Annotated in this window: 18 protein-coding genes and 1 tRNA gene; 10 read left to right on the top strand and 9 right to left on the bottom strand. The window is 73.3% G+C overall.

Going from position 1 to position 23,187, the window contains the following annotated elements; translation table 11 throughout:
* Positions 1 to 20 precede the first annotated feature (20 nt).
* The gene (locus WME98_RS47740; protein WP_437948219.1) at positions 21 to 836 is read right to left on the bottom strand and encodes a hypothetical protein; all 816 of its coding nucleotides are present in this window, start codon (positions 834 to 836) and stop codon (positions 21 to 23) included.
* 134 nt (positions 837 to 970) lie between these two features.
* On the opposite strand from WME98_RS47740, the gene WME98_RS47735 reads away from it, so the two are divergent.
* The 3 genes from WME98_RS47735 to WME98_RS47725 all read left to right on the top strand — a co-directional run bounded on the left by WME98_RS47735 (position 971) and on the right by WME98_RS47725 (position 5,399).
* Entirely contained in the window at positions 971 to 2,395 is a 1,425-nt protein-coding gene (locus tag WME98_RS47735; RefSeq protein ID WP_437948218.1) for a sigma 54-interacting transcriptional regulator, read from the top strand.
* 466 nt (positions 2,396 to 2,861) lie between these two features.
* Positions 2,862 to 3,899: a deoxyhypusine synthase family protein gene (locus WME98_RS47730; protein WP_437339085.1), complete on the top strand. Its 1,038-nt coding sequence runs from the start codon at positions 2,862 to 2,864 to the stop codon at positions 3,897 to 3,899.
* A 549-nt stretch (positions 3,900 to 4,448) separates the two neighbouring features.
* Complete coding sequence (locus WME98_RS47725) at positions 4,449 to 5,399, top strand: hypothetical protein (protein ID WP_437948217.1); 951 nt, start codon at positions 4,449 to 4,451, stop codon at positions 5,397 to 5,399.
* A 293-nt stretch (positions 5,400 to 5,692) separates the two neighbouring features.
* Here WME98_RS47725 and WME98_RS47720 read toward each other — a convergent pair whose 3' ends face one another.
* From WME98_RS47720 to WME98_RS47700, 5 genes are all read right to left on the bottom strand, one after another.
* Complete coding sequence (locus tag WME98_RS47720) at positions 5,693 to 5,944, bottom strand: hypothetical protein (protein WP_437311614.1); 252 nt, start codon at positions 5,942 to 5,944, stop codon at positions 5,693 to 5,695.
* Positions 5,945 to 6,050: 106 nt separating this feature from the next.
* Positions 6,051 to 7,046 (bottom strand): hypothetical protein, encoded by a 996-nt coding sequence (locus WME98_RS47715; RefSeq protein WP_437948216.1) that lies wholly within the window; start codon positions 7,044 to 7,046, stop codon positions 6,051 to 6,053.
* Between the two features lie 317 nt (positions 7,047 to 7,363).
* A complete protein-coding gene (locus WME98_RS47710) occupies positions 7,364 to 8,773 on the bottom strand; it encodes a hypothetical protein (protein WP_437948215.1) in 1,410 nt (469 codons plus the stop codon).
* A 93-nt stretch (positions 8,774 to 8,866) separates the two neighbouring features.
* Positions 8,867 to 10,171, bottom strand: a complete 1,305-nt coding sequence (locus WME98_RS47705) for a hypothetical protein (RefSeq protein ID WP_437948214.1) — start codon at positions 10,169 to 10,171, stop codon at positions 8,867 to 8,869.
* A gap of 127 nt (positions 10,172 to 10,298) precedes the next feature.
* Positions 10,299 to 10,715, bottom strand: a complete 417-nt coding sequence (locus WME98_RS47700) for a YbjN domain-containing protein (RefSeq protein ID WP_437948213.1) — start codon at positions 10,713 to 10,715, stop codon at positions 10,299 to 10,301.
* A 210-nt stretch (positions 10,716 to 10,925) separates the two neighbouring features.
* Between WME98_RS47700 and WME98_RS47695 the strand changes: the two genes are divergently transcribed.
* On the top strand, positions 10,926 to 12,722 hold the full coding sequence (locus WME98_RS47695) for an N-acetylmuramoyl-L-alanine amidase (RefSeq protein ID WP_437948212.1): 1,797 nt from the start codon (positions 10,926 to 10,928) through the stop codon (positions 12,720 to 12,722).
* A 40-nt stretch (positions 12,723 to 12,762) separates the two neighbouring features.
* Here the strand turns inward: WME98_RS47695 and WME98_RS47690 are convergent, their stop codons facing one another.
* On the bottom strand, positions 12,763 to 13,350 hold the full coding sequence (locus WME98_RS47690; protein ID WP_020736479.1) for a response regulator: 588 nt from the start codon (positions 13,348 to 13,350) through the stop codon (positions 12,763 to 12,765).
* A 3-nt stretch (positions 13,351 to 13,353) separates the two neighbouring features.
* Positions 13,354 to 14,265 (bottom strand): NUDIX hydrolase, encoded by a 912-nt coding sequence (locus WME98_RS47685; RefSeq protein ID WP_437948211.1) that lies wholly within the window; start codon positions 14,263 to 14,265, stop codon positions 13,354 to 13,356.
* A 521-nt stretch (positions 14,266 to 14,786) separates the two neighbouring features.
* On the opposite strand from WME98_RS47685, the gene WME98_RS47680 reads away from it, so the two are divergent.
* Positions 14,787 to 15,149, top strand: coding sequence for a TraR/DksA family transcriptional regulator (locus tag WME98_RS47680; protein WP_020736477.1), 363 nt, complete (start codon positions 14,787 to 14,789; stop codon positions 15,147 to 15,149).
* A gap of 116 nt (positions 15,150 to 15,265) precedes the next feature.
* Here the strand turns inward: WME98_RS47680 and uvrA are convergent, their stop codons facing one another.
* On the bottom strand, positions 15,266 to 18,235 hold the full coding sequence (gene uvrA / locus WME98_RS47675) for an excinuclease ABC subunit UvrA (RefSeq protein ID WP_437948210.1): 2,970 nt from the start codon (positions 18,233 to 18,235) through the stop codon (positions 15,266 to 15,268).
* A gap of 306 nt (positions 18,236 to 18,541) precedes the next feature.
* Between uvrA and WME98_RS47670 the strand changes: the two genes are divergently transcribed.
* From WME98_RS47670 to WME98_RS47650, 5 genes are all read left to right on the top strand, one after another.
* Complete coding sequence (locus WME98_RS47670; RefSeq protein ID WP_437948209.1) at positions 18,542 to 19,603, top strand: formylglycine-generating enzyme family protein; 1,062 nt, start codon at positions 18,542 to 18,544, stop codon at positions 19,601 to 19,603.
* Position 19,604: 1 nt separating this feature from the next.
* Positions 19,605 to 20,594 carry a formylglycine-generating enzyme family protein gene (locus WME98_RS47665; protein ID WP_437948208.1) on the top strand — a complete coding sequence of 330 codons (990 nt, stop codon included), beginning with the start codon at positions 19,605 to 19,607 and terminating at the stop codon, positions 20,592 to 20,594.
* Positions 20,595 to 20,778: 184 nt separating this feature from the next.
* Positions 20,779 to 20,852: transfer RNA gene (locus WME98_RS47660), tRNA-Ile, on the top strand.
* 35 nt (positions 20,853 to 20,887) lie between these two features.
* Entirely contained in the window at positions 20,888 to 21,643 is a 756-nt protein-coding gene (locus WME98_RS47655) for a zinc ribbon domain-containing protein (RefSeq protein ID WP_061623043.1), read from the top strand.
* A gap of 13 nt (positions 21,644 to 21,656) precedes the next feature.
* Positions 21,657 to 22,952 carry a serine/threonine-protein kinase gene (locus WME98_RS47650; RefSeq protein WP_437948207.1) on the top strand — a complete coding sequence of 432 codons (1,296 nt, stop codon included), beginning with the start codon at positions 21,657 to 21,659 and terminating at the stop codon, positions 22,950 to 22,952.
* The last annotated feature ends 235 nt before the right edge of the window (positions 22,953 to 23,187 follow it).

Genomic DNA, 23,187 nt, shown 5'->3' with positions numbered 1-23,187 from the left:
CCGCCCACATTCCGGCTGCTTTACCGGCGGACCGCCCCCGGGGAGCCGGCCGCCTGGACGGCGATCCTCCGCGACGTACCGGCCGAGACGGCCGATGTGCGCGCGCCTCGGGGGACGGGATCCAGCACGAGGCGCAGGCCGAACTGGAAGAATCCGTAGGCGGTGGCCTCGGAGCGCTCGCCCGGGCGCGAGAGGTAGGTGCCGGCGTCGAGCTCGGCGAACACCCCGACGCCAAAGCTCGACACGGGGTAGAAATCGCCGCCCAGCGCGATGCGGGCGACGTCGAGCCCATGGAATACATGGTCGGAGGCTGTCGGCCCCGCGGCCGAGCCCTCCTGCCATGTGAGGACGGCCCGCCGGTAGCCCACGCCGTAGCTGATCCACGGGTCGAAGGCGATGCCCTGGGCGAGGTGGTAGACGAACCCGAGGCCGATATCGAGGCTCCGGCCGGAGCAGCCGTCGCAGCCGGCGGCTGCGGGGAGCAGGGCGTAGGAGCCGCTCGCTTCCACGACGGTCACGCGGCTCAGCCCGAGGCCGATGTTGGCGCCGAACGCGAGGCCGCCCGAGACCTTCTCGCTGACCGGCTGGCCGGCGGCCATGCTGCCGAACGGCAGGTTGTAGCCGGCGCGTCCCTGGAGCAGGACGTGCCCGCTCCGTTCGTCCGGCCCGGCGGGGCGCTTCGCGCCGGCCTCCGGCCCGGGCTCCTCGTCGTCGTCGACGGCGGCCGACGTGTCTCGATCTGCTGGCTGGGCGAGGGCCTGGTTGGCCGAGAGCACCCAGGCCGCTGCCGCCGCGCCGAGCGCCGGCGCGATCCACCCTGTTGAGCGCGATGCCACGAACGGCCTCTAGAACAGCGCGGTCCCGAGCGCAAAGGGGGTGACGGGCCGGCGCGAGGAATGTCGACGCGGCGGGGAGAGCGGGGCGAGCGACGCAACTGCGCCCCGCGCGCCGACGACAGACCTCCTGGACCATGGACAACGCACCGACCCGCAGCGAAGAGGATCGCGATTTCAGGCCCGTCACGCCCGTTCACCCCGCCGCGCCCGCCACGCCCGCCGCGGCGCTGCGGAGGGGGCCCGCCGGGGCGCCCGGCGGTCGGCCGGGCCCGAGAGCTCAGGGCGGCGAGGCCCGGTCGATCCGGGACGCCACGCTCGAGCTCGTGGAGGATGGCGAGGCGCTCGCCACGGTGTGGCTCCGCTGCGATCAGAGCGGCTGGAGCGCGCCGGTGCGCATCGCGGTCGGGCCGGGCGCCGAGCTCGTCGTGGGCAGCGCGCCGGCCGCGGACGTGAGGATCGACGACGTCGCGGTGAGCGCTCGCCACTGCCGGGTCGCGCACCGCGGCGCCTCGATCGAGGTGACGGATCTCGACTCGCGCAACGGCGTCCGCGTCGGCGGCGTGCGGGTGCGGCAGGCGATGCTCGTTCCCGGCGGCTGCTTCGAGATCGGCCGCACGGCGGTGTGCGTCGAGGCGGCGCGGCGGGTGCCGCCGATCGAGGAGGGGCCGCCGTTGCCGTCGCTCGTCGGCAGCTCGCGGCCGATGCGGCAGCTCGCCGCGGCGGTGCGGCGGGTGGCGCCGCTGCAGCTCCCCGTGCTCCTGCGCGGCGAGTCGGGCACGGGCAAGGATCTGGTCGCCCGGGCGATCCACGCGATGAGCGCGCGGGCCGACGGGCCGTTCGTGGTGCTGAACGCCGCCACGATCCTGCGCGACATCGCCGAGTCCGAGCTGTTCGGCCACCGGCGTGGCGCGTTCACCGGCGCGCATCGGGACCGGCGTGGCGCGTTCGTCGAGGCCAACCAGGGCACGCTCTTCCTCGACGAGATCGCGGCGCTCTCGCTGGAGGTCCAGGCGAAGCTCTTGCGTGTCGTGGAGGAGGGGGTGGTGCGCCCGCTGGGCGGGGAGGGGTCGACGCCGGTCAACGTGCGGCTCATCGTCGCGACCTGCGAGCCCCTGGAGACGCTCGTCGCCGAGCGCCGCTTCCGCGCGGACCTCTACGAGCGCCTCGCGGTGTGCCGGATCCACCTCCCCGCGCTGCGGGAGCGGCCGGAGGACATCCCGCTCCTCGCCGAGCACCTGCTGGCGACGTCCGAGATCGGCCCGCGGCAATTGTCCCCCGGGGCGCTCGTCGCGCTGCGGGCGCACCGCTGGCAAGGCAACGTCCGGGAGTTGCGGAACGTGCTCATTCAAGCGGCGTTGCGCGCGCACGGCCGCGTGCTGCCGGAGCACATCACGGCGGTGCTCGCCGATCGCGAGCCGCCGGTCCGCCGGAAGATCACGCCCGCGGACGCGCTCCGCGCCTTCGAGGAGGTGGGCGGCAACATCAGCGCCGCGGCGCGGCTCGCGGACGTCCCGCGGTCGACGATGCGGGATCTGCTGCGGGCCGCGAGGGAGCGGTGAGGGCGGCGCGGGGCGCTCCTTCCCGCGCGCACGCGCCGGCGGGGGGCTGTGCGCGGCGGCGCGCGGGCGGGCGCTCGGCCATCCGCCAAGACTGGGACTGGAGAGCTTGCGCTGAGAACACCGCCCGGCATGTCTCCCTTCGGGCCTTGCCACCTGGGACGTTTCGTTGCGCGCCACACAAGGCGCGCCTGAGACGTGGAGCCCGCTGGGACCTTATGGCACCTCGGTCGGTGCTCGCCGCGCCCGCCCGCGCGCCGCCGCGCACAGCCCCCCGCCGGCGCTTACGCCGTCGTAGGAGGAGGGCCGAGCTGCAGGCGACGAGGCGATTCTCGTGCTAGGGTTCCCCCGAAGCCACCCGACGCTGCAATGGCGGCCCGGCCTGCGCCGGTCCGTAGCGCGTCCCTGGTGGCTTGCGCGACCCGAGACCACCGGGACGACCTTCGTGGTCGCCGAGGCTCGGCGAAACATGTCTGGAACGACGTCGGCGTCCACGACGCTGCCCCTCCTCTCGTTCGTTCTCCGCAACTACAAGAATTTCAATGCCCGCGCGACGCGCGATGCGCTCCTCGCCTACTGGGAGCACATCGAGCGCGGGGGGAAGATGTTCTGGGCCGTGGCCGGGGCGATGTCTTCGGCCCAGCTCGGCATCACCCTGGCGCCGGCCATCCGCGCCGGCCTGATCCACGGCATGTCGGTGACCGGCGCCAACCTGGAGGAGTCGCTGTTTCGCCTCGTGGCGCACGACGGCTACCGCGACTTCCCCGACTACCGTTACTTCACCAAGCAGGACGACACGCGGATCCTCGAGGACCGGATGCGGCGCGTGACCGACACCAGCATCCCCGAGGACGAGGCTTTCCGCGCGGTGGAGAAGCACATCGTCCCCATGTGGGAGCGGGCGACGGCGAGCGGCGAGCGCCGCTTCTGGCACGAGTACTTCTACGAGCTGGTCCGGGCGGTCGAGCCCGCGCTCCACCGCGGACCGCCCGAGGAGTGCTGGTTGCTGGCTGCCGCGGAGGCCGGGCTGCCGCTGGTGGTCCCGGGCCACGAGGACTCGACCTTCGGCAACATCTTCGCGTCCTACGTGAGGCGGGGCGAGTGCTCCCCGAGCATCGTGAAGTCTGGCATCGAGTACATGGCCGCGCTGTACGATCAGTACCGCGCGCTCAGCGCGGGCGCGGGCGTCGGGTTCTTCCAGATCGGCGGGGGCATCGCGGGGGACTTCCCCATCTGCGTGGTGCCGTCGCTCAAGTACGATCTCGACGAGCCGGCCCGGCCCTGGGCCTACTTCTGCCAGATCTCCGACTCGACGACGTCCTACGGCTCGTACTCCGGCGCCACGCCCAACGAGAAGATCACCTGGGACAAGCTGACCGCGGACACGCCCATGTTCGTGATCGAGTCGGACGCCACCATCGTGGCGCCGCTCCTGCTCGGAGCGCTGCTCGAGTGCAAGCGCCACCCGGCCGAGGCTCGGGCCATCATCGAGGCGGGCGGCGCGTGAGCGTCGGCGCATTCCCCTAATCCCAGCAGCTCCCGGCGCCCTGCCAGCAGCTCCCGGCGCCTGCCCGGCAGGCCCGGGATGCCTGCCAGCACCCGCTGGTAGGGCTCCTCGGGCCTGCTGGTACAGCTCCCTGGATGTGCTGGTACGGCTCCTCGAACGTGCTGGTGCGGCTCCTCGGACGTGCTGGTGCGGCTCCTCGGACGTGCTGGTGCGGCTCCTCGGACGTGCTGGTGCGGCTCCTCGGACGTGCTGGTGCGGCTCCTCGGACGTGCTGGTGCGGCTCCTCGGACGTGCTGGTGCGGCTCCTCGGACGTGCTGGCACGGTTCCCGGCCGTCTCGGCGGCGCTGGCCGTGCTCCCGGGCCGCTGGGTCGCGCTCGCGGCTTGCTGGGGTCGCGCCCCGGCCCGCTGGTGCGCATCCCGGGCGCGCTGGCGCAGCTCCCCGGCGTCGACACCGTGCTTCCGGACGGCCGCATCTTGCCTGGTGCGGCCGCGATCTCTGCCGCAGTGCTACGCCTGCCCGCTCGCCACCCCCACTGGAGGTAGGTTCATGGGAATCGAACTGTCACAAGAGCAGCACGCCGTCCTGAAGGAGACCCGCGCGGTCGCGACCCCCGCGGAGTTTCAGGCTCTCCTCGATGCCGCGCGGCCCGAGATGGACCGCATCATCCGCGAGGTCATGGAGCCGAGCCAACCCATCTCGATCACCCTCACGGAGCTCCGGGACCTCTACCTGGCCGTCGTCCAGTACGAGGCGGCGCTCGCGAGCAAGGCCTACGGTCCCGAGCGCCGCGCGCTGCTCCGCGGCGCCCTGCAGCTGCTCGACACCGCGAACCTCTGGTTCGGCGAGGGCAAGCGGACCGGCGCCTACCAGGTGCGGCCCATCGACCAGGTGATCAAGGCGAGCCGGCCGTGGCGCGCGCGGCTCAAGGCGTTCGCCGACCAGGCGTTCGCGTTCGAGCCGGACGTCGCCGAGCAGTTCGCCGACGTCAACACGAGCGGCACGCTCACGGAAGAGACCAGCGATCTCGCCATGCTGCTCCGGCTCGCCAAGCAGCACCAGGCCCGCCTCGCGCCCGTCGGCCTCACCGAGGACTTCCTGCGCGAAGGCAGCGCCCTGCTCGATGAAGTGAGCGGCCGCGACCTGCTCGGCATCCTCGGCCTGCGGAACCGGGAAGAGGCGATGGTGCTCCGCAACTCCATCGTGACGTATGCCACGCTGCTCGGGAACGAGGCGCGCGCCGCCGGCGTCAACGCCTGCTGGGACCTCCCCGAGGCGAAGCGCCGCTTCAGCGCCACCTCGTTCCGCAACGCCCTGCGGAGGCTCCGCCCGAAGCGCCGCGGCAGCGCCGCCGCGCCGGACGAGCCGGCGCCCGTCGAGACCAAGCCCGCCGAGACCAAGCCCGCCGAGACCAAGCCCGCCGAGACCAAGCCCGCCGAGTCGAAGCCCGTCGAGCCCAAGCCCGCCGAGCCGAAGCCCATCGAGCCCGCGCCGGTCTGAAGCCACTCCCGAGAACGCGGCGTGCCAGCGCTGCGGACGCGCCGTAACCCCGCTGTCACGCTGACAGGAGCGCCTTACTCAACCGGTCGCGCTCCGCCAGGACCGGGCTGTCCGCCGGGAAGACCCGATGGACGGCTCGATGCGCTGGCTCGTGCTCATCAGGTATCGCTGCCCCTCCGTTGTCCCACGAGACCATGCGACCATCCGCGGGCCGCTGATCGCGCACCGAGATCAGGCGGGCGAGGTTGTCCGCGAGGGCGCATCCACTGGGCCTTGCGCTCGCGATCCACGCGTCACTGGGCGGTGCCCCGGAGGCGCTGCTTGACCGTCTCCTGAACGTCGGCGGGGAGCGACTGGAGATGCTCCTCGGAGAGCATGCGCAGCACCTCCACCGGGAGCAGGAGGATCACCTGCTCGGGGGTGAGGCCGGCGAGCCGCTGCTCGAGGGTGAGGCCGGCGAGCCGCTTTTCCAGAGGCATCGCCTCGACCAGTTTCTGGAACATCTCCTCGTACTCTGGGAGCTCCTCGATGTCCGGCTGCTTCATCCTCGTGTCCCTCATCCCCCGGGCCGCTGAGCGCGCACCGAGATTAAGCGGGCGACATCGTCACTCGAGGGCGCATCCAGTGGGCCTTGCTCTCGCGATCCGCACGTCAATGAGCGGTGCCCCGGAGGCGCTTCTTGATCGTTTCCTGAACGTCGGCGGGGAGCGACTGGAGATGCTCCTCGGGGAGCATGCGCAGCACCTCGACCGGGAGCGCGAGGATCGCCTGCTCGGGGGCAAGCCCGGCGAGCCGCTGCTCGGGGGCAAGCCCGGCGAGCCGCTGCTCGGGGGCAAGCCCGGCGAGCCGCTGCTCGGGGGCAAGCCCGGCGAGCCGCTGCTCGGGAGCGAGGCCGGCGAGCCGCTGCTCGGGGGCAAGCCCGGCGAGCCGCTGCTCGGGGGCAAGCCCGGCGAGCCGCTGCTCGGGAGCGAGCCCGGCGAGCCGCTTTTCCACGGGCATCGCCTCGACCAGCTTCTGGAACATCTCCTCGTACCCGGGGAGCTCCTCGATGTCCGGCTGCTTCATCCTCGTGTCCCTCATCCACTGCTTCAGCCACCGCGCTGCCTCGCCCGGGTGGGCGGGCCGATGGCTGAAGAGCCGCAGGTAGTCGTCGCGTTCCGCGTCGGTCACCTCGTCCGTGATCGCGAGGTACGTAGTGTACATCGGCCCGTCGATGCGCGCATACCCACCCCCGAGCGGGCTCAGGGTCCAGCCCTTGCGCGCCAGATCCTCGCGCAGCGTCGGCGTTACCGACGCGACCACCAGCACCAGCGTCAGGTCCCCTGGCGCCGGTAGCTCGTCGAGGTGGGCCGTCTCGTACAGTCCGCCATAGGTCACGAGCCGCACCAGATCGCCGGGCCGGAACGACGACTCGGCGGGGCTCTTGTACTCCACGATCGCCACCCGCCCGAGCCGCGCCCAGAGCGCGCGCAGCACGAGCGCCTGGTCGTCCTTCCGCTCGGCGCCGACCCGTCGAAGGAGCAAGAGGTCGGCGCGCTGGGGCTCGATCGTGAGCCGCACCTCGGACAGGACCTCGAAATTTGGCGGAGCCCGGCCCGCGACGAGGCTCACGAACGCCAGGTGCCAGAGGTCGAACCGCAGCTCCACGACGGCGAGGCTACCTAGCGGCGAACCCAGGTCAACCGACGTGGGCGGCTTGCGCGGCGGTCCACAGCGCGCGCCGCCGCTGATGCTCGCACGCGCGGCGCGACAGGCTCCAGGCCGTCTCCCGTCTTCCGTCTTCCGTCTTCCGTCTCCCGTCTCCCGTCTTCGTGCGCGTCCCTCGTGCGCGTGCGCGTGCGCGATTCCCCGGAATGAGCGCGCACGCGCACGGAAGAGCGAAGACGAAAGACGGGGACGAAAGACGGGGACGAGAGACGGGGACGAGACGGACGACGATGTGTCAGTCCCAGCTAAAAACCGCTCTAGAAGGTGCCCGCGACGCCGAGGGCGGCCTGACCGGGCGCCACGAACGGCGCGATCGCCGTGATGCGCGGGCCGCCCGACGCGGTCTGCTGCTTCTGGGGGTACCAATCGATCATCGCGTACGTCGCGGTGCCGACGACCCCGACGCCGAGGAGGACCCACCCGGTGATCGCCCAGGGGAGCGCGCCGTCGTAGCGGTCGAGCTCATCCCGGAGGGTCCCGCACGCGGTCTGGAAGCCGGGGAGGTCGCCCGAGGGATCCTCGCGCGCGCCGCACGGCTGCGACCTGCGGTTCGCGGGGATCGTGCTCTCGTGGCTCGCGACGTACGCCTCGATCGTCTGCCCGACCTCGTCGGCGTTGCCGCGCGCGTTGACGACGATCGCCGAGCCGACGATCCCCATGACCAGACCGACGCCCGCGACGCCGGTCCCCACCCAGGCGAGCGGCTTGCGCGCGTACCAGTGGAAGAACGGCTCGCGGCCGCCGGAGGTCTGGTCCGGGCCCATCGTGCCCAGCGTGCTGCTCGTCGAGACGCTGAGCCCGCCGGAGCCCGTCGCCGCCGCCGGCGGAGCGCTCGGTGCCGTCGCGCCGGGGGCCGCTGCGCCGGGCACCGTCGCGCCGGGTGCGGTCGCGCCGGGCGTCGTCGCGTCAGGCGCCGGCGCGCCCGGGGTCGTCGCGCCCGGCGTCGGCGAGCCGGGGGCCGGCTGCGCGGTGCCCGGCGGCGTGGCCCCGGCTGGCGCGCCCGGGGCCGGCGTGGTCGGCAGCGCCCCCGGCGCGGGCGTCGGCGCGGTGGCGGCGGGCGCGCCGGTCGTTCCCAGGGTGAGCGTCGCCGGCGTGGCCGTCCCGACCTTCGCATCCACCTGGACCGTCGCCGAGCGGTCCTGGTAGGTCGCGAACAAGGTGTGCTTGCCGGGGGGCACGAACACCGGATCGAGCAGGGGCGCCTTGCCGACGAGGACGCCGTCGACGCTGATGTCCGCGCCGTTCGCGTCGGCCGTCACGATGATGAAGCCGGTCCGCCGCTTCACGTCGGCGAGCGCCTTCTCGGCGGCGGCGCGCTGGTCCGGGGTCGCGGTGGTGTGCTCGCGCAGGAACTGCTGGAGGTGCTTGCCGGCGTCCTCCAGGTGGTTGGAGCGAAGCTCGCTCTGCCCGAGGTTGAGCAGCACGGCCGGGTGACGCTTGAGCGCGTAGACCTGAAGAAACGCCGTACGCGCATCCTCGAACCGACCCGCGTCATACGCCTTGACGCCGTCCTCGTAACGCTGGCGCGCGACCTCGGTGACGGGATCGGACGACTGCGCGAAGCAGAGCGGCTCGCCGAGAAGAGAGGAGGTGAGCCCGGCCTCGGTGAGCACAGCAGGAGCGAAGAGCGAGAGCAGGAGAACGGGGGCGCAGGCGCGTGTTTTCATGGCTCCTCAGGTCGGGCTTCGCCTCGTCGGCGTCCGCGGTAGGTGACTAACGACTGCAGCAAGCCTCGCTGCCGAGGCGGAAAGCGGGGCGCTTCAGAAGGGGGCATCGCGGATGATGCCTCCGCCCTTGTTGCCCCCGGTCGTGGTCCCGCGCTGCGCCGGCACAGGCTTCTTCGGTGCCGGAGCTGCCTTGGGCTCGGTCGCCGGCGTCGCCGGCGGCGTGGCGGCGGTGGGCGGCGCGGCGGCGGCCGGCGGCGCGGAGGATGACGGCGGCGCGGCGGCGGGAGACGTCGCCGCCGCGGAGGCCGGAGGGCTCGCCGGCGCCGAGGCGCTCGGCGCCGGCGCAACGCCGACCTCCGTGGCAGCGGCGGCGGGCGAAGGGCCGTCGGTCGCCTGCGCGGCGGCGGCGGGAGGCGCCGCCGTCGCCGCGGACGGCGCCTCCGCCGCGGGCGGCGTGGGATCGGCGCCGGCGTCGTCGTGACGCAGGGCGCGGATGACGAAGAAGAGGAAGACCGCGCCGACGAGCGCGATGACGATCCGCAGCGCCGCCTTGTTCGGCGTGGAGACCGGGAGCTCGATCGGATCGTGGTCTTCCGTGCGCACGGCGGACGCGGCGACCGAACCGGCGCCCTCCGTCGCCGGGCGCGCGGCGCGAGAGCGGGTGCGCGCAGGCCGCGCGGACGGCGGCTCAGGCTCAGGGGAGGGGGCCAGCTCCGGGCGCCCCGGTTCAGCGGCCCGCGCGCCGGCCTCGCCGCCGCGCTCGGCCGCAGGCGCGTCGTCCGCCGCGTCCGGCGCGCCGACGCCCACGCGCGTCTTTCCGGCGGGCGCGAGGTACTGGCCCGGCTTCGCCGCGCCGCCCTCCGGAGCGCCGGCGCCGGCAGCGCCGCCGTGCGTCTGGGCATCCGCGAGCGGTCGAGGAGACGGGCTGTCCTGCGCGCCAGCATCGGGAGCGCCCGCTGCAGCCTTGGGCGCGGCCTCCGCGGCCGGCGCCCCCTGTGCGTCGTCGCCGACGGGGATGGTCGGGACCCCCTCGATCACGGTGTCGGACACGCCGGAGGCGCCGGCGGGCGGCGCTTCCAGCACGCGCGCCGCAGGCGCGATCGGCGCGGCAGAGAAGGCGGCCATCGCCGGCTCACGCCCCGCGGCCGGCGCATCGGCGGGGGGCGCCGCCGCGGCCTCCGGCGGCTTCGCGGCCGGGGCGCCGGGGGCGCTGCCGCGCTCGTCGCCTCGGCCGCCGGGGGCGCTGCCGCGCTCGTCGCCCCGAGCGCCGGGGGCGCTGCCCCGCTCGTCGAACCCCTCCCAGGAGGGCCGGATCGACGCCGCGATCCGATCCGCTTCCTCCGCAGAGAGGGAGCGCTCACCAGGTTCCGCGGTCGTCGGTCGCTCCCCCGCAGTCATCGCGGTGAGGAACTTATCACCCGCGTCTGCCGCACCGCAATCTCGCGACGGATCCGCGCGTCGCCCTCCCGCCGCGCGGCGGCGGGGGCGCGCGCCGCCCGACGCCCCGGGAGGCGACTCGACCCGCTCATCCGCCGCGCACCTCGCGCAGCAGCGCGTCGTCCCATTGGTCGGCGACCTGGCTCACCGTCGTGACGATATCCTCGAACTCTTCGTACTCGAGCGCGCTGAGCCGCCGCAGGCAGCGCACCACCACCTCGTTGCGCGACCGGTCGATCGCGAACGCCGCGTCGGAGGTGGCGACGAAGCTGAGCTCCAGGAGGCGCCGGTAGAAGGCCTCCCGCCCGCTTTGGGGGACGGCCATGATCGGCGAGAACACCATCAGGACCCCCTGGGCCTCGAGCACGTTGACGCCGATCGTCGCGCTCCCGTGCTGGAGCTGCGCGTACCCGGTCTCGTCGAGCGCGCGCGCGCCCGCGCCGCCCGGCGATCCGGCCCCGCCCCGGGGGCTCGCGGCGTACCGGGCGAGATACGCGTTGACCATGCTCGTCGCGTCGGCAAACCTCTCCCCCGACGCACGATCCGCGTAGAGGGGTTCTGTGGATGAAGTGGGCGTGAGGTCGGGCACGTGAAACCTCCGGGACGTATCGCCGTTCGCTCGGCGCGCGGGGCAGCTCTGGCGAAACCACGGCGCACCACCCCAGCGCAGCCGCATCGTAACGCCCTGGCCTCCTCGGCGATCACGCTTTTTGCAGTGGTCGCGCACACCCTCGGGTGCGGCGCCGACGGCGGCGCGCCCGCCGCTCCCGCCGCCCTCTCCGACGAGCAGCGCGCCGCCGCGCTGCTCGATCCGGGCGCGCTGCTCCCGCCCCGCGCCGAGACGGTCGCCCTCGCCGACGCCGTCGCCATCGCGTCGTCGCGGGCCGAGGCCGGGGCGCCGGCCGCCGCGCTCGCGGAGCTCGCCGCCGACCTTCGCGTGCGGCTCTTCCGCCTCGATCAGGCGGCCACCGACGCGCGCGAGGCGATGGAGCTGTACAGCGCCGCGGCGACCGCCTTCCGCGCCTCGGCCGATCCGGCCCACCTCGAGCGCGCGTGCCAGGCCGAGCGCCGCCGCGCGCTGCTCGCCGGCGAGCTCGCCCGCGACGCCGCCGTCGCGTACCGCGAGCTCTACCTGGTCTCCCGGCGCTACGCGGCCCTCTCGCCGCCCGCGTCCGGCGGCGCGCCGCCCGCGCCGTCGCCGTGCCTCGGCGCCATCGCGGTCGCCCTGGCGCAGGCCGTCGCCTACCGGCCCAGCGGGGACGCGCTGCGCGCCCTGGAGCAGGAGGGGCACCGCGTCGAGGGCGTCGCGCTCGCGCTCGCGCTCGCGCCGGGCGCCTCCGCCGCGCCGGCGAGCGCGGCGCCGGTGCAGGCGACCGCCGACGCCGCGGGCGATCTCGTCGTCGCTCCACCGGCGTCCGCGGCGCCCGCAGCCCCGGTGAAGGTCACGTCGATCGAGCGGCACGGCTCGGACAAGGGGGCGCGCGTGGTCATCGAGCTCTCCGCGCCGACGACGTTCAACGTCGGCACGCTCCCGGCGGACGAGACCGCCGGCAAGGACGCGCGCATCTTCGTCGACATCGCGCGGGCGACGTCGCGCGGCGTCGCGCGGGAGATCGAGGTCGGCGGCGTCCTCAGGCGCGTGCGCGTCGGCGTGCAGCCGAAGGGCACGCGCGTCGTCCTCGATCTCGCCGCCAACCTGTACCGCCGGATCTTCTACCTGCCCGAGCCGTTCCGGATCGTCGTCGACGTGAGCACCCGCCCGCCGGTGCGCGACGACGAGGCCAAGCCCGGCGGCGCGCGGGAGGTCCGGCGCGTCGCGATCGACCCCGGGCACGGCGGCAACGACACCGGCGCGGTCGGCCCGACCGGGCTGAAGGAGAAGGACGTGACGCTCGACGTCGCCCACCGCGTCGCCCCGCTCCTCGCGCGCGAGCTCAAGATCGAGACGCTCCTCACCCGGGACAGCGACGTCTACGTCCCGCTCGAGCTCCGCACCGCGCGCGCGAACGCGTTCCACGCCGACCTGTTCGTCTCGATCCACTGCAACGCCAGCGACAACGGCCGCGCGCGCGGGGTCCAGACCTTCTCGCTCGCGGCGCCCCACGACGCCGAGTCGACGTCGGCCGCGCTCGCGGCGCGCGAGAACGCCGCCCGCGCCGCCAGGGGAGGGCAGGGCGCCGATCCGGGCGATCCCGACGCCCGCCGCGAGGTGGCGGCGATCCTGTCGAACCTCAACGTCGGCGACATGGCGGCCCGCTCGCGCCACTTCGCCGAGCTCCTCCAGCGGTCGTCGCTCGCCTCGCTGTCGCCCCGCTACCCCGACACGAAGGACCAGGGCGTCAAGGGCGCGGGCTTCTTCGTCCTCGCGGGCGCCGACATGCCGGCCGCGCTGTTCGAGACCTCGTTCATCTCGAACCCCGAGGACGAGGCGCGCCTCGCCACCGCCGATTTCCGGCAGAAGATGGCGGACGCCATCGTGAACGCGATCCGCGCCTACCGCGAGGGCAAGTGAAGGGCGAGGACGGCCCAGCGAGGCGCCGCCCGCGCCGGGATCACCCCCGCTCGAGGCCCATGAGCCGCTCGAGCGAGTCGCGCAGCTCGCCGGCCTCGCCCTTCTTGATGAAGTCGTAGGCGCCGGCCTCGGTCGCGTTCTTCTTCATCTCCTCGTGGTTCGAGTAGACGATACAGCGGATGTGCGAGGTCGAGTCGATCGACCGGAGGCGCTCCAGGCAGCGCACGCCGTCGAGCCCCGGCATCATCACGTCCAGGATGAGCGCGTCGGGCTGGAGGTTGCCCACCGCGACGAGGGCGTCGAACGGATCCTGGAACGTGGTCAGGTCGAACCTCCGCGAGAGGGTCTTGCGGAGGGCGGCGAGGACGGCGGGGTCGTCGTCGACCACGACGACCTTCGGCTTGCCCATCCGCAGGATCTCCGGGATGGGGTAGCCGTACTTTCGGAGGAAATCGAGCACGTCCAGCCGCCGGAAGCGGAGGTGCCGTCCGGGCGTGCGGAAGTGGCGGATTTCCCCCTTGTCCGCCCAGTTGTGGATGGTCTTGAGGTCCACCTGACAGAAGCGCGCGACGTCGCTCGCGGTGAACAGCTCGGGCTGCGTCGTGTTCTCTTTCGGGTTCGTTTCCATGGCTCACTCCTCGAGATCAGGCGTCGCCGGCACGGAGGGGGCATTCGTCTGGGGGGTGTCGAAGCTCGTCGTGGATCTGGGCTCTCGTTCCTGTTTGATGTGGATCGGGGATCCATGTGCGCAGCATTCTTCAGCGACGAAGCGCCCGTCGCGCAGGACATAACGGGTCGGGCCGTCGACGCGCCGCTCGCGGAGCTCGTGCGAGGGGTCGCCCGGCAGCGCCAGGTAGGGCGGCTCGGCCCCATCGCCCGGGACGAAGCGCGGGCAGATCGGCAGGAGCGGCTGGCGTTCCGCGAGCGCCACGGCGCTGCGCACGTCCCGGGCCGCGGCGAGCAGCTCGAGCGTGCGCGACGTCGGCGGGGCGAGAACGATCTCGCCACGCGCGGCGCGCTCCAGCACCTCCGAGGGCGCGGCCCAGAAGCTCATCGTCGTCTCGTGCCCGTCGTGGCGCCCGACCTGGCCGCGCGGTAGCGGCAGCAGGAAGAAGCGCGCGTCGAAGCGGCGCGCCTCGGCGGCGGGGGTGATCCACCGGGCCCACGGCACGAGCGCCGCGAGGGCGAGCCTCAGGCCACGCCGCTCGAGGCTCGCGTCGAGCGGCGTCCCGGCGGCGAGCTCCCGCGCGACCGCGTCGATCTCGTCGCCGGACAGCGGCGGATCCGTCGGCAGGATCGCCCCCTCCTCCAGCGTCTCGCGGCACGCCGCCACGCACAGCGCGCGCGCCGCGATCGCGTCCGTCGCGAGCGCAGCGGCGCGCGCCGGCGGATCGGTCGCCCGATCCCTCCAGACTTCCGCGCCGTCCTGCGCGTCCACCTTCCCACCCGGGAACACCACGGCGCCGCCCATGAAGCTCGAGCTCGCGTGGCGGCGGACGCAGAACACCTCGACCCCCACGCGACCGTCACGCAGGACGATCACCGTGGCGGCATCGCGAGGTCGGATCGGGGTTCGGTTCTGATCGAAATCCAGCAATATGGGATAAATTTGTTCCACGTGAGCTGTCTTTCGTCAAACCGTCCGCTGCGTCTCTTTTCCGGCGTGCTCTGCGGTGAGCATGCGGGTTTGGGGCCAAAACCGCCGCTCTTTCCTGCGCCTCGGGGCGCTCCCGCAGGCGCTTTCCACGCTCTCCCGACATCGATGCCGCTGCGAGCGATCGGTCGCGGCCGTTGCGCCGAGCGCGGCGCCGCAGCGGTGCATGCAGCGGTGATCGCCGCGCGCATCGGACGAACTCTGCCACCGACGGAGGCGTCGTTGACGGGCACGGCGCTCACGCCTAGAATCCCGCGCCTCGCTATTTCGGGGGGCTATCTGGCCTCTCCGGACATGTCGCGGAGCCGTAAGCCCCGTTCCGGCAGCCCGGGGGTCGACGCCCCGCGGCTTGCATGCGCCAGGGAGCTCAGACGGCGGCGCCGAACGGCGCATTCGACGCGAGAGGACCTATGAACAAGGCCCAGCTGAAAAAGTTCAAGACCCTGCTTGAGACGAAGCGCGACGAGATCGTCAAGAAGGCCAAGCAAACGCTGACCGAAGACATGATGCTCGACGCGAACGATCTCCCGGACGAGATGGACCTCGCGTCGAGCGAGTACCTGCAGTCGTTCACCTTCCGGCTCCGCGGCCGCGAGAAGTCGTTCCTCGACAAGATCCACAAGGCGCTCCTGAAGATCGAGGACGGCACGTTCGGCCAGTGCGAGGAGTGCGAGGAGGAGATCTCGGCGAAGCGCCTCGAGGCGCGCCCCGAGACGACCCTCTGCATCCGCTGCAAAGAGGACCAGGAGCGGGTCGAGAAGGACTACGGCTGACCGCCGCGCGCGGAGGTCCGCCTCGGCGGCCTCCGCGGTGGTGCCGCCGCGCCGTCGGGCGTGCGCTCCGCCTCCGGTCCACCTCGCGAGGACCGGGCGGGGCCACGCCCGCTCTTTTATTTGCGGGCCGCCGCCTTGCCGCGCGGCGCCTGCGGACCGCGGCGCTTGGACGCCGCGAGCACCTCGCGCAGGTACGCGCCGGTGAACGACGCCTCCTCCTGGGCGACGTCCTCCGGGGTGCCCGCCGCGACGATCGTCCCGCCGCGCTCGCCGCCCTCGGGGCCGAGATCGATCACCCAGTCGCTGCACGCGATGACGTCGAGGTTGTGCTCGATGACGAGGACGGTGTTCCCGGCGTCGCGCAGGCTCATGAGGCTCGCGGTGAGCACCTCGATGTCCGAGAAGTGCAGGCCCGTGGTCGGCTCGTCGAGCACGTAGAGCGTGCGGCCGGTGGCCTTGCGCGCGAGCTCGCGCGCGAGCTTCACGCGCTGCGCCTCGCCGCCCGAGAGCGTCGTCGCGGGCTGGCCCAGCGTGATGTAGCCGAGGCCGACCCGCGCGAGCGCGGCGAGCCGCTCGCGGACGCGGGGGAGCGCCTCGAACTGCTCGATCGCCTGCTCGACCGTGAGGTCGAGCGCGTCCGCGATCGACATCCCGCGGTAGAGCACCTCGAGCGTCTCGCGGTTGTACCGGCGGCCCCCGCACGTCTCGCACGTGACGAAGATGTCGGGCAAGAAGTGCATCTCGATCCGGAGCACGCCGTCGCCCTGGCACGCCTCGCAGCGGCCGCCCTTCACGTTGAACGAGAAGCGGCCCGCCTTGTACCCGCGCGTCCTCGCCTCCGGGAGGCCCGCGTACAGCTCGCGGAGCAGCCCGAAGACCCCCGTGTACGTCGCCGGGTTGGAGCGCGGCGTGCGGCCGATGGGCGCCTGATCGATCGAGATCACCTTGTCGATGTGCGAGAGGCCCTCGATGCCGTCGCACGCGCCGATCGGGGCGGAGCTCCGGTACAGCTCGTTCTTCGCGGCCGGCAGGAGCGTGTCGACGATGAGGCTCGACTTGCCGGAGCCGGACACGCCCGTGACCGTGCAGAACAGGCCGACCGGGATCTCGGCCGTCACGTTGCGGAGGTTGTGCGCCCGCGCGCCGGCCACGCGGATGAAGCGCCCGTCGGGGCGCCGGCGCTTCGTGGGGATCGCCAGCTGCTTCTTGCCGCTGAGGTAGGGGCCCGTGATCGACGCGGGATCGGCGCTCAGCTCCTCGGGCGTGCCCTGCGCCACGACGTTGCCGCCGTGCACGCCCGCGCCCGGGCCCATGTCCACGACGTGGTCGGCCGCGAGGATGGCGTCGCGGTCGTGCTCGACGACGACGACGGTGTTGCCGAGATCCACGAGCCGCCGGAGCGCCTCGAGCAGGCGCGTGTTGTCGCGCGCGTGCAGGCCCACCGAGGGCTCGTCGAGCACGTAGAGCACGCCGACGAGCGCGGCCCCGATCTGCGTCGCCAGGCGGATGCGCTGCCCCTCGCCGCCGGAGAGGGTCTGCGCGGAGCGATCCAGCGTGAGGTAGTCGAGCCCGACGTCGATGAGGAAGCCGAGGCGGGCGATCACCGCGCGGAGCAGCGGCTCGGCGATGGCGCGCTCGCGCGGCGCGAGCCCGCCGTCGGCCGACGGCTCGCCCGCGGCGTCGCCGCCGCCGGAGGGCCGCGGCGCTCCGTCCTTGGGCGGCATGAGCCCCTCGAGGAAGGTGCGCAACGTGCGCAGCGGCAGGGTGCCGACCTCCGCGATGTTGCGATCGCCGAGGCGGACGGCGAGCGCCTCGGGGCGCAGGCGCCTGCCGTCGCAGGCGTCGCACACCCGCGTGATGACGAAGCGGCCGATCTCGTCGGAGAGCGCGGCGCTGTCCTCGTCGGGATCGGCGTCCTCCTCGTCGGCGAGGGCGGGCTCGCCGCTGCTCAGGAGCCGCTCGAGCCGCGGGATGATCCCCTCGTAGGCCGCCTTCTTCTTCCCCCGGCCGCCGGCGCCCGGGGCGTCGCTCCCCTCGAGGATCGCCTGCCGCACGGCCGCCGGCAGCTTCGCCCACGGCACGTCCGGATCGCAGCCGAGCGCGCTCACGGCCCGCTCCGTCTCGGTGGCGAGCGAGAGCGAGCCGCGGCGCCCCCAGGCCACCACGGCGCCCTCGCGGAGCGTGCGCCGCGGATCGGGCACCACGCGGTCCGGATCGATGCGCGTCCTCGCGCCGATGCCGTCGCAGGCGGGGCAGGCGCCGTGCGGGCCGTTGAAGGAGAACATCCGCGGCTCGATCGGCGGCAGGGAGATGCCGCAGTCGATGCACGCGAAGCGCTCGCTCATCCAGAGCGGCTCGATCTTCATGCCGTCGCTGGAGATGTCGACGAGCAGCCGGCCTTCGCCCAGCTTGAGGGCGAGCTCGACCGAGTCGGTGAGCCGGCCCTTGATGCCCTCCTTGACCACGATCCGGTCCACGACCACGTCGAGGTCGTGGGCGCGCGTGCGGTCGAGGACGATCTCGTCGCCGAGGTCGACGATCTCGCCGTCGATGCGCGCGCGCACGAACCCCTCGCGCCGCAGCCGCTCGATGTCGAGCTTCAGCTCGCCGCGGCGGCCCCGCGCGATCGGCGCCATGATCGTGACCCGCGTCTTGTCCCCGAAATCGAGGATGCGGTCGACGATCTGCTGCACGGTCTGGGCCTCGATCCGCTTGCCGCACGCGGGACAGTGGGGGGTGCCGACCCGCGCGAAGAGCAGGCGGAGGTAGTCCGAGATCTCGGTCACCGTGCCGACGGTCGAGCGCGGGCTCTTGGCCAGCGCGCGCTGCTCGATCGCGATCGCGGGCGAGAGGCCCTCGATCGACTCCACGTCGGGCTTGGACAGCTGCTCGAGGAACTGCCGCGCGTACGCGGAGAGCGACTCGACGTAGCGGCGCTGCCCCTCCGCGTAGATGGTGTCGAACGCCAGGGACGACTTGCCCGAGCCGCTCGGGCCGGTGATCACCACCAGGCGGTCGCGCGGAAGCGACACGCTGACGTTCTTGAGGTTGTGCTGCCGAGCGCCTCGAACGACCAGTCGATCCATAGGGGGAACCGGAGAGCTATCACACACGGCAGCGGGCGGGGCGCGCTCCTGCGCGCGCGCCGCTCTCCCGCAGCGCTCCCCGCCGCTCTCCCGCCGTACCTTTCCGCATTCCCGGCGGGCGCGGCGCGTTTCCCGCTTGCTCGATGCGCGGCGCGTCTTCCCGTTCTTCCGGCGCGCAGCGCGTCGAGACGCGTCGCGCCGGACATGGTGTTCCGGAGGTCCTGCAATTCTTCTCACGTCGCTGCGCCGCGAGCTGGACTATGAGGGGGCGCGCGGGGTGACGTGGAAGCGCAACCTAGGAGCATCATGATGGCGGTCGGCGCCGGCGCTGCGCTCGGCGCGGTCGCGCTCCTCGCGCGGTACGCCCCCGAGCTCGACGCGCTGCTGCTCATGCCGCCCGCTCCGCCCGGGCGCTCCGCGGCCCTGCCCGCCGCGCCGCGCTCCGCGGACGCCGCCGCGCCGGCCTCCCCGCCGTCGGCGTCCAGCGCGCCCGGCGCGCCCGCTCGCCCGGGGGAGCCGACGGCGTCCGAGGAAGGCTCGCCCCCCGCGCCGGCGCCGGTCCCGCGGGGCGCGCCGGCCTCCGCGGCCCCGCCGGTCGACCGCTTCGCGGACGATCCGGCGGCGCGCGCCGCGTGTCCGGCCGACATGACCCTCGTGGAGGGCGATTTCTGCCCGTCCCTCCCGTATGTCTGCGCCCGCGCCGGCGACGGGATCGGCCACGGCTGCGCCGAGTACGCGCGCGGCGCGCGCTGCCGGGCGGCCGTGGACCCCCGGCGCTTCTGCATCGACCGCCACGAGTGGCCGAACCGGGTCGGCGAGCTGCCGCGCGTCTACGTCGACTGGCACGAGGCGCGGTCGCTCTGCGCCTCGATCGGCAAGCGGCTCTGCCGGCGCTCCGAGTGGATCCTCGCTTGCGAAGGACCGAAGCGCCTGCCTTATCCTTGGGGATTCGTGCGCACGCCGAGCCCCTGCAACATCGATCGCGCCGCGATCGCGTTCGACATCGACGCGATGGTCGACGAGGAGACCCGCGAGGGCGAGATCGCCCGGCTGTGGCAGGCCGATCCGATCGGATCGCACCCGAACTGCATCAGCGCCTACGGGGCGTACGATCTCGCCGGCAACGTCGACGAGTGGACCGACAACCTGGCCGACGATCCGGGCACGTCGCGCCCGGCCACGCTCAACGGCGGCTACTGGGGTCCGGTGCGGAACACCTGCCGCCTCACGACGGGGGGGCACGGGCCGACCTTCAGGTTCTACCAGGCCGGCTTCCGCTGCTGCGCGGACACGGTCGACGGCGTCGTCACGCCGCCGCCGCGGCCGTTCATCGAGCGCGACCGCGAGAAGGACGGCGTGTACGACTGACATGCGCGAGCGCCTCGCCTTCATCGCCGCCCTCGCCGTCGCCGCCCTGGTGAGCGCGCTCCTCTTCGCCCCGCGCTTCCAGCGGCGGCCGGAGCCGCTCGACCTGTCGAGCGCGGCGCCGCCGGCGAGCGTCCCGCCGCCGGAGCCCGCGCCGCCCGCGCCGGCGCTCGCGCCCCCTCCGCCCCCGCCGCTGCCCGCGTACGTGCGCGTCAACCCGGCGAGCGCCACGGCGTGCCTCGGCGGGATGGTGCTCGTGGACGGCATCTACTGCCCCTACGTCGGCCACCACTGCGCCTCCTACATCGACGAGAAAAAGGACATCTGCGCGCGGTTCGAGCCCGAGGTCCTCTGCGAGGGGCGCCTCCAGCACCGGCGCTTCTGCATCGACGTCTTCGAGTACCCGAACATCGAGGGCGTCCGCCCGGCGGTGATGGTCAACTGGCTCGAGGCGAAGCGCGCCTGCGAGACCGAGGGCAAGCGGCTCTGCTCCGGCGAGGAGTGGGAGTTCGCGTGCGAGGGCCCGCAGATGTGGCCCTATCCCTATGGAATCGCTCGCGATCCCGAGGCATGCAACATCGACAGGAAGATCGCGATGCCCGTGCTCGAGGTGTTCGGCGACCCCTGGAAGATCTCGGCGGAGGTCGAGCGGCTCGACCGCCGGGTCGCGTCCGGGGAGATGCACCGGTGCGTGAGCCCCTTCGGCGTGCGCGACATGACCGGCAACGTCGACGAGTGGGTCAACAACGAGCTCGGCCACCTGGACGAGCAGCCGTTTCGATCGACGCTGAAGGGCGGGTACTGGGGGCCGATCCGCTCGCGATGCCGCCCGGTGACCTCGACGCACAACCGGTGGTTCCGCTTCTATCAGGTCGGGTTCCGCTGCTGCGCCGACGCGCTCGACGGGGGCAAGGCCGTGTCCCCCGCCGCGAAGACGGCCCGCATCCCGCACCGCAGCCCGATGGCCGATCCGGCCGGGCGGCAGGGTCCGTGAGCGATCGCTGCCCGAGCGGACCCTCGCCGGCGGCGCGGCGCCGCCCGCGAAGGCCCGCCGGCGCCGCGGAGCCGCCGCGAACCTGGGCGGCCGAAGCGCTCCCCTTCCAACTGCGCGCCGCTTGGACTACGTTGTCGGCCGGTGCGAAAGTGGGCGGACCCGAAGGGGCTTCGCTCATGCGCCAGGGCCTATAGCTCAATCGGTCAGAGCCCCCGGCTCATAACCGGGCTGTTCCTGGTTCGAGTCCAGGTGGGCCCACGAAAGCCACGAAACAGAAGGAGACAAGGAAGCACGTGAGCATCCGCGAGCAGATCGCATTCCTCGAAGAGCTGTCGGCCATCGACAGCGACATCCGCCGCATCGATGAGCAGCTCGACAAGCAGCGCGGCAGCCTGGAAGGGATGCGGTCCGAGCTGAAGCGGCTAGAGGAGCGGCTGAAGGCCGATCGGGAGACCCTGGCGGCCATGGAGAAGACGCGCTCCGAGCTCGTCGTCGAGCTCCGTCAGATGTCGACCCAGATCGAGCGATCGCGGGAGAAGCTGCAGCGCTCCCGCAACGAGCGCGAGTCGAACGCGGCGCAGCGCGAGATCGAGGAGCTGCGCAAGCTGCACCGCGATCGCGAGGAAGAGATCGAGCGCCTGAACGCCGCCTCCGAGGGCGCGCGCGGGGCGATCGATCAGGCCGAGGCGAAGCGCGTCGAGCTCGCGGGGGCGATCGACGGCAGCGCGCCGGGGACGCAGGCGTCGCTGGCGGCGCTCGAGGCCGAGCGCGCCCAGCGGGCCGAGGCGCGCCAGCAGGTGGTCGGCAAGCTGCCGGTCGTGCTGTACCGTCGCTACGAGTCGATCCGCACGCGCAGGCCCGTCGCGATCGCCCGCACCTACGACGGCACGTGCCTCGGCTGCCACCTGTCCGTGCCGCCGATGATGTTCCAGAAGATGCGCCGCCAGGAGGAGTTCGAGCGGTGCCCGAACTGCAACCGGATCCTCTACTACATGCCGCCAGAGCCCGCGCCGGGCAGCTCGCCTGCCGCGGACCCCTCCCGCGCCTGACCCCGGGGGCGGCTTGAAGACCTGCTCCGCCTGCTTCAGGCTCTTCTCTCAGGACAGCGGCTTCTGCCCGATCGACGGGCAGCGCCTCATCCCGGTCGCGCAGGCCTCGCCGCCGCGGCACCCGGACGACCGGCGCGTCGGCGCGACGCTCTGCGGCGGGCGCTATCAGGTCTGGCGCATCGTCGCGGACGGGGGCATGGGGCGCGTCTACCAGGCGCTCGATCTCCGGGCTGGCCGCAGCGTCGCCCTGAAGATCCTCCACCCCGAGGTCGCGCTCGACGAGGTGAGCGTCGAGCGCTTCCACCGCGAGTTCGAGGTCAGCGCGTCGCTGCCCCACGAGCACATCGTCGAGGTGCTCGCCTTCGAGAAGACCGAGGACGACAGCTTCGCGCTCGTGATGGAGTACCTCGAGGGCGAGGAGCTGCGGACGGTCCTGAAGCGCGACAAGGTGCTGCCCCCCGAGCGCCTCGTGCGGATGCTGTCGCAGGTGGCGCTTGGCCTCGTGGAGGCCCACGAGCGCAAGGTCGTGCACCGCGATCTCAAGCCGGACAACATCTTCCTCGTCGGCACGCACGACGGCGACCGGGTGAAGATCCTCGACTTCGGCAGCATGCGCGACAACAGCGAGGGCGCGAAGAAGCTGACCGTCGTCGGCACGACGATCGGCTCGCCCTTCTACATGTCGCCCGAGCAGGCGCAGGGGCTGCTCGCGCTCGATCACCGCGCCGACGTCTGGTCGGTCGCGGCGATCGTGTTCGAGTGCGTCACGGGGCGGGTCCCGTTCCACGCGCCGACCGGCCCGATGATCCTCGTCGCCATCATGGGCAGCAACCCGGTGCCCCCGAGCGAGGCGGGCAAGGCGTACGGGGTGCCCGCGTCGCTCGATCCGGTGATGGAGGCGGCGTTCATGAAGAGCCCGGAGGCGCGCCTCCCGTCGGTCGGCCTGCTGGCCGATCGCGTCGGTCAGGCGTACGGCCTCGCGGGGTCTCACCGCGACTGGGCGTACATGCCGCAGAAGGAGCTCGCGGCCCGGATCCGCGCCGCGATGCCGGCCGTGCTGGCCCGCCACCAGCAAGGCGCTGCCGGTGGCGGCGGCGACGGGCGCTCGCTCGTCGGCGTGGCCGCCGCCGGCGCCGAGCGAGCGCCCGGCGCCGCCGCGGTCGCCGCGCCGTCGACGGGCGCCGCCGACGCGTTCGCCGAGGATATCGTCATGGGGGTGCCCCAGCGCATGCCGCGGTGGGTCGTCCCCGCGGTGGCCAGCGCGGCCGTGCTGCTCTGTGCGCTCGTCGCCCTGCTGATCTCGCGCTGAAACGCGGCTGGAGACGCGCCCGACCGCGCGCCCGTCGCGGCGCCGCGGCGCGTGAGGCCGTCGCGGCGCCGCGGCGCGTGAGGCCGTCGCGGCGCCGCGGCGCGTGAGGCCGTCGCGGCGCCGCGGCGCGTGAGGCCGTCGCCGCGCCTGCGCCCGTCCTCACGGGCGCCGGGCGCCCCCTGTTCGCGCGGAAGCCGCCGCTGTGTTATTTGTGTTGACCATGAGCACTCATCCT

Source organism: Sorangium sp. So ce296, from assembly GCF_051529605.1.
GTDB classification, from domain to species: domain Bacteria; phylum Myxococcota_A; class Polyangia; order Polyangiales; family Polyangiaceae; genus Sorangium; species Sorangium cellulosum_D.
The sequence above is the reverse complement of the archived record's forward strand: the minus strand, read 5'-3'. Positions and strand labels throughout refer to the sequence as shown.

Coding starts and splice junctions, on each gene's coding strand:
- WME98_RS47735 (WP_437948218.1), top strand. CDS start 971: ATGGACAACGCACCGACCCGCAGCGAAGAGGATCGCGATTTCAGGCCC.
- WME98_RS47730 (WP_437339085.1), top strand. CDS start 2,862: ATGTCTGGAACGACGTCGGCGTCCACGACGCTGCCCCTCCTCTCGTTC.
- WME98_RS47725 (WP_437948217.1), top strand. CDS start 4,449: ATGGGAATCGAACTGTCACAAGAGCAGCACGCCGTCCTGAAGGAGACC.
- WME98_RS47705 (WP_437948214.1), bottom strand. CDS start 10,171: ATGACTGCGGGGGAGCGACCGACGACCGCGGAACCTGGTGAGCGCTCC.
- WME98_RS47710 (WP_437948215.1), bottom strand. CDS start 8,773: ATGAAAACACGCGCCTGCGCCCCCGTTCTCCTGCTCTCGCTCTTCGCT.
- WME98_RS47700 (WP_437948213.1), bottom strand. CDS start 10,715: ATGGTCAACGCGTATCTCGCCCGGTACGCCGCGAGCCCCCGGGGCGGG.
- WME98_RS47680 (WP_020736477.1), top strand. CDS start 14,787: ATGAACAAGGCCCAGCTGAAAAAGTTCAAGACCCTGCTTGAGACGAAG.
- uvrA (WP_437948210.1), bottom strand. CDS start 18,235: ATGGATCGACTGGTCGTTCGAGGCGCTCGGCAGCACAACCTCAAGAAC.
- WME98_RS47720 (WP_437311614.1), bottom strand. CDS start 5,944: ATGAAGCAGCCGGACATCGAGGAGCTCCCAGAGTACGAGGAGATGTTC.
- WME98_RS47665 (WP_437948208.1), top strand. CDS start 19,605: ATGCGCGAGCGCCTCGCCTTCATCGCCGCCCTCGCCGTCGCCGCCCTG.
- WME98_RS47670 (WP_437948209.1), top strand. CDS start 18,542: ATGATGGCGGTCGGCGCCGGCGCTGCGCTCGGCGCGGTCGCGCTCCTC.
- WME98_RS47690 (WP_020736479.1), bottom strand. CDS start 13,350: ATGGAAACGAACCCGAAAGAGAACACGACGCAGCCCGAGCTGTTCACC.